Source organism: Marinobacter sp. UBA2498, from assembly GCF_002341575.1.
Taxonomy (GTDB): domain Bacteria; phylum Pseudomonadota; class Gammaproteobacteria; order Pseudomonadales; family Oleiphilaceae; genus Marinobacter; species Marinobacter manganoxydans.
The window spans coordinates 11,156-16,363 of sequence record NZ_DDOI01000101.1; the positions used below are offsets into that span (position 1 = coordinate 11,156).

Consider the following 5,208-nt stretch of genomic DNA (forward strand, 5'->3'; position numbering starts at 1 on the left):
CGATATTGCCCGGATTGATCCGGAGACAGTCAACACCCAGTTCTGCTACCCGAAGAGCGATTTTGTAATCGAAGTGGATGTCGGCAACCAACGGCAGGGAAACCTGCTCCCGAATCTTCCCGAACGCCTCAGCGGCGTCCATGGACGGAACGGAAACACGCACTATGTCCGCACCTGCCTCCTGCAATGCCTTGATCTGGCCAACGGTGGCCTCTACGTCACAGGTTTCGGTGTTGGTCATGCTCTGCACCGCAATCGGCGCGTCACCACCCACAGGAACATTGCCCACCATGATCTGGCGGGATTTGCGTCTGATAATCGGGGAATCCTGTTTCATGTCTTACTGACCGATATGGAAAATTTGATCAAATTTCAGATTGTCAGGGTGAATTCTGACCGGTTGTTAACAACCCGTTAGCCACCGATATCCACTGGCTCGCCCTGAAAACGGATGGATTCAACCGCATCGACTGCGCCAATCACAACCCTCAAGGGCGTCGGCCCCTCGATATCAATCAGATCCCCGTTACGCTGGAGCGAATTCACCAGGCGGTTACCGGCTGCGTCACTGATCTGCACCCAACAATCGTCACTGAAGCGAATCTGGAGTCGACCGTTGTCCGAAGCGTCCGACAGCCCATTCGGGTCTTCCAGAACCGGCTCGGGGGTCTGGACGACCGCAGGAATCTGATCGGTAACAGGCTCAGTTGCATCAGACGCGCCATCGTCCGTAGGCAGTGTGCTTTCAGGCACCTGATTTTCAACAACCTCAGTTTCAGGTGCTTGAGCCTCAGTTTCTGTTTCAGGCTGCTGCACGGTAGGCGCCTCCGCCTCCATACCTGCCGATTCCGACTCTTCAGCACTGGCAACAAGCACAGGCTCGGAGCGCTCTGGCTCGGCCAACGCAGCCGATTCCTCGGCTTCAGCAGGAGCAGGCTCTTCCGGCACTGATTCCGGTTCTGTCACCGGCTCGGAAGGTGCCGGGCCCTGTGCAGGAGCCAGAAAGGTGAAAGCAAGGTATCCGGCAATGCCCAGCACCACCAGGAAAAACAGAGCCTTGGCAAACTGACGTTTACGACGTCTGCGACGTTCGATGTCAACCAGCGGATTGGCTTCCTGCTCCTGTCCCCGCTGTTGCCGGATGGGTTCCAGTTCCTGGTCGAGGTCGGCAATCACTGCGTCTGCGTCCAGCCCAACCTGTTTTGCATAAGCCCTGACATACCCTTTCAGAAAGAGTTCACTGTCAATCTGGCTGTAATCTCCCGACTCGATCGCCTGGATTACCGAAGGACGCAAATGCTGCGCTGCTGCGACATCACCGGTACTCAGACCGGTTTTCTCCCGTGCCTTTTGAAGCTGCCGCCCTACGGGCTCCTTCATAGCTGGCTGTGAGTTTTCTTCAGTTGCCATTAGAAATCAGCACCTTATATTGTTGGTATTCGACTGACTCCGGAAATTTGTTTCTGAGTTGAAGCGCAAGGCTCGCCTCCTGGTTTTCATCACTGTAGAAGCGGGCAATGCGGATTCCGGTAAGAAGACTCTCCGGTGAGTGGACCAGACGCTGATTTCGCTGCATCAATGAAATCAGTCGCGAGTAATAGCGTGCCGCGTCGTCGTAGTCGCCAGTCTCTACGGACACCCGGGAGAGCGCCAGCAGGGAACGTGCATCGCCTCGTGTCAGCTCCACTGCGCGGCGATAGGATGTGGCCGCAGCTTCCAGTTCTCCGAGGCGCTCCTGGGTCATGCCCAGGTTAAAGAAAACCGAGCCGCGATCCTGATAACCGGTATCCCGGGACGCAGCACGGAATTGATCCCGCGCGTCTTCCATCCGGTTCTGGCCGAACAGGAAAGCTCCGTAATAAACCCGCGCCCGTGTGTACCCTGGATCCTCGGAAATAGCCTGTTTGAAATTACGCTCAGCCAGTTCTGGCTCACCCTCGGCGTTATAGACGAGCCCCATCGCAGCCCTGGCGCCGGGGTCATCTGAATCCAGTTTCAATGCCCTGTCGAGGTGATGGCGTGCACGTTCAAGATTGCCCTGCCCAATATAGGCCGTGGCAAGTTTCACATAGTTATCGAGCGCTTCCTGCTGATCTGCTTCCCGTGAAAACCGACTGTCGGTAGTGGTAACGCAACCTGTAACCAGCAGGGTCAGCAGCAGGGTGGCCAACACGAATGAACGTCGGTTTGCTGGTGGTGTTATCACGGGTGTCCCCTTCCTCGATTGGGCTGCAAGACGTATCTGGTTCAGGGATTCACCTGCTGAACCTGAATATACCGCTGACTCCGCCGGGTTCTGTCCTCGACCCGCCCGACCAGTTGCCCACAGGCGGCGTCAATGTCATCGCCCCGCGTGGTTCTGATGGTAGTGATGTAGCCAGCCTCGTTAAGAACGTTCTGGAACCGCCGCGTGGCATTCATACTCGGTCTCCGGAAATCGCTCTCCGGAAACGGATTGAAGGGAATCAGGTTGATCTTGCACGGAAGATCCCGCAACAGCACCGCCAGTTCCCGGGCGTGCTCGGGCTGATCGTTCATCCCCTCGATAACGGTGTACTCGATTGTAGCCTTACGCTTGTCTGGCAAACGGGCGAAATACCGCTTGGTGGCCGCAAGCAGCTCTGAGATCGGGTACTTTTTATTCAACGGAACCAGTTTGTTACGCAGTTCATCATTCGGGGCATGCAGGGAAATGGCCAGTGAAACATCGGTAACTTCCGACAGGCGATCCAGCGCGGGCACCACGCCAGAGGTACTGAGGGTCACCCGGCGCTTGGAGATCCCGTACGCCAGATCCTCCATCATGAGGTTCATGGCGTCCACGACATTATCAAAATTGAGCAGGGGCTCGCCCATGCCCATCATGACCACGTTGGTAATCGGCCGATCGGGGCCCGGCTCAAAAGGCATGAAGGCCTTGCGCGCAACCCACACCTGACCAATGACTTCCGCCGCAGTCAGATTACGGTTAAAGCCCCGCTTGCCGGTGGAGCAGAAGGTGCAGTCCAGGCTGCAACCAATCTGTGAGGAAACGCAGAGTGTGCCGCGTTCGCCATCGGGAATCAGTACCGTCTCCACGCTGTTGCCGTTGTCCATGCGCATCACCCATTTGCGGGTGCCGTCTTTGGAGGTTTCGTCGTACACCACCTCAGGACCACGAATCTCGGCAACCTGCTTCAGCTTTTCCCGAAGCGCCTTGCTCATATTGGTCATTTGATCGAAGTCATCGGCGCCACGCTGATGGATCCACTGCAAAACCTGAGTGGCACGAAAACGCTTCTCTCCCAGGGACTCGAAGAAGGCCTCGAGCTTTGCTTTTGGCATTCCCAGGAGATTGGTTTTTTCAGCGGCCGCTGTCATTTCATAACCTCGATCAGATAATCAATTCGGAGGCGACCGGATGATCGCCCCCGATCAACGCAATCAACCCCTCGGGCAGATCTCGTTGTCATTGAAGAAGTAAGCGATTTCGCGCTCGGCAGAAGCCGCGGAATCAGAGCCGTGAACGGCGTTTGCGTCGATGGACGATGCGAAATCAGCGCGGATAGTGCCCGCCTCGGCTTCTTTCGGGTTGGTCGCGCCCATCAGGTCACGGTTTTTAAGGATCGCGCCTTCACCTTCCAGAACCTGCACAACCACCGGACCGGAGGTCATGAATGCAACCAGGTCGTTAAAGAACGGACGCTCTTTGTGCTCTGCGTAAAAGCCTTCTGCCTGCTCCTGGGTGAGGTGCATCATCTTGGCAGCAACGATGTTCAGCCCAGCTTTCTCGAAGCGGCTGTAAATTTCGCCGATCACGTTCTTTGCTACCGCGTCGGGCTTGATAATCGAGAGCGTGCGCTCAGTTGCCATGGTATTTCTCCAGTTTGTGGATGGTTAAAATTCTGGCCTGCGATTATACGCAGTCCGGGGCAAACTTCCTACCGCACTGCGCGGAGGCGACTAACAACATCAACTATTTGCGCGCTGGCAAACGCCACTTCCTCGTTCGTGGTGTAGCGGCCGATGGAAAAGCGCAGCGCACGATGGGCCTGCTGTTCACTCAACCCGATGCCACGAAGCACATATGAGGGCTCTACCGTGGCTGAAGCGCAGGCCGAACCGGAGGATACCGCCAGATCCCGAAGGCCGAGCATGAGGGACTCCGCATCGACGCCTTCAAAGGAAAGATTCATTATGCCCGGGACGCGCCGGGATTCACTGCCGTTGAGAGTGACACCCTCGAGAGGCCGGAGCCCCGAAAGAAACGCCTCCCGCAGGGCTTCCAGCTTCTCCACTTCCTGTTCAAGCGCGGACTGGGCGATCTCGAACGCCTTTCCCATTCCGACAATCTGATGGGTGGGGAGCGTTCCGGAGCGCATTCCTCGCTCATGGCCACCACCATGAATCTGCGCCTCAATACGAACATCTGGCGACCGCCTGACGTACAGGGCGCCGACGCCCTTCGGGCCATAAACCTTGTGGCCGGAAAGCGCCAGCAGATCCACCGGCATGGAGCCAACATCAATTGCCATCTTGCCGGCGGCCTGGGCGGCGTCTACGTGAAAAAGAATGCCTCTCTGGCGCAATTCGGCACCAATGGCGGCAATATCATTGATTGTTCCAAGCTCGTTGTTCACCAACATCAGGCTGACGAGCACGGTATTTTCCTTGAGCGCGTCCAACACCTGATCAAAACCGATGGTTCCGTCGGCTGCCGGCTCCAGCCAGGTGACTTCAGTACCCTGATGCTCCAGCCACTTGCAGGTATCAACAACCGCTTTGTGCTCGATCCTGGAGGTAACGATATGAGCGCCCTGCCGGCCGGCAACCGCCCCTTTGATGGCGAGGTTGTCTGATTCCGTTGCCCCCGAGGTCCAGACAATCTCCCGCGGATCAGCGTGAACGAGACTGGCGACCTTCTTGCGTGCAGCTTCCACTGCGGCTTCTGCCTGCCAACCATAGGCGTGGGTGCGGGATGCCGGATTACCGAATACACCATCCAGCGTGAGGTATTTCATCATTTCATCAGCAACGGCTGGATCAACGGGCGTGGTGGCCGCGTAGTCCATATAAACGGGCTTTTTCATGGATTCCGGAAACTTGTTGGTGTCAGGCCGGCGCCTGATCGGACAGGCGTTCGGTATTGATGGTTTCAGAGCCACTGTCGGACTGGCGGCGATTTTGCCGGTCCGCAACCTGGCGAATTTCATGCTTCCTCATCAGATC

At 56.8% G+C, this 5,208-nt stretch carries 6 protein-coding genes and 1 pseudogene; all 7 read right to left on the bottom strand.

From position 1 onward, the window contains the following. The coding region (locus B2W52_RS14110) for a flavodoxin-dependent (E)-4-hydroxy-3-methylbut-2-enyl-diphosphate synthase (RefSeq protein WP_286803634.1) at positions 1–337 on the bottom strand (337 nt) is incomplete at its 3' end. Between the two features lie 77 nt (positions 338–414). Next, on the bottom strand, positions 415–1,380 hold the full coding sequence (locus B2W52_RS14115) for a RodZ domain-containing protein (RefSeq protein WP_286803635.1): 966 nt from the start codon (positions 1,378–1,380) through the stop codon (positions 415–417). Positions 1,381–1,399: 19 nt separating this feature from the next. Continuing rightward, on the bottom strand, positions 1,400–2,173 hold the full coding sequence (gene pilW / locus B2W52_RS14120) for a type IV pilus biogenesis/stability protein PilW (protein ID WP_008174329.1): 774 nt from the start codon (positions 2,171–2,173) through the stop codon (positions 1,400–1,402). Positions 2,174–2,247: 74 nt separating this feature from the next. Continuing rightward, positions 2,248–3,360, bottom strand: a complete 1,113-nt coding sequence (gene rlmN / locus B2W52_RS14125; RefSeq protein ID WP_008174327.1) for a dual-specificity RNA methyltransferase RlmN — start codon at positions 3,358–3,360, stop codon at positions 2,248–2,250. A gap of 63 nt (positions 3,361–3,423) precedes the next feature. Then, positions 3,424–3,852: a nucleoside-diphosphate kinase gene (gene ndk, locus B2W52_RS14130; protein ID WP_008174325.1), complete on the bottom strand. Its 429-nt coding sequence runs from the start codon at positions 3,850–3,852 to the stop codon at positions 3,424–3,426. A 68-nt stretch (positions 3,853–3,920) separates the two neighbouring features. After that, positions 3,921–5,069: an IscS subfamily cysteine desulfurase gene (locus B2W52_RS14135; RefSeq protein WP_008174323.1), complete on the bottom strand. Its 1,149-nt coding sequence runs from the start codon at positions 5,067–5,069 to the stop codon at positions 3,921–3,923. A 22-nt stretch (positions 5,070–5,091) separates the two neighbouring features. Further along, positions 5,092–5,208: pseudogene (locus tag B2W52_RS22250) on the bottom strand (Fe-S cluster assembly transcriptional regulator IscR); the annotation flags it as partial.

Coding starts and splice junctions, on each gene's coding strand:
- B2W52_RS14115 (WP_286803635.1), bottom strand. CDS start 1,380: ATGAAGGAGCCCGTAGGGCGGCAGCTTCAAAAGGCACGGGAGAAAACC.
- rlmN (WP_008174327.1), bottom strand. CDS start 3,360: ATGACAGCGGCCGCTGAAAAAACCAATCTCCTGGGAATGCCAAAAGCA.
- ndk (WP_008174325.1), bottom strand. CDS start 3,852: ATGGCAACTGAGCGCACGCTCTCGATTATCAAGCCCGACGCGGTAGCA.
- B2W52_RS14135 (WP_008174323.1), bottom strand. CDS start 5,069: ATGAAAAAGCCCGTTTATATGGACTACGCGGCCACCACGCCCGTTGAT.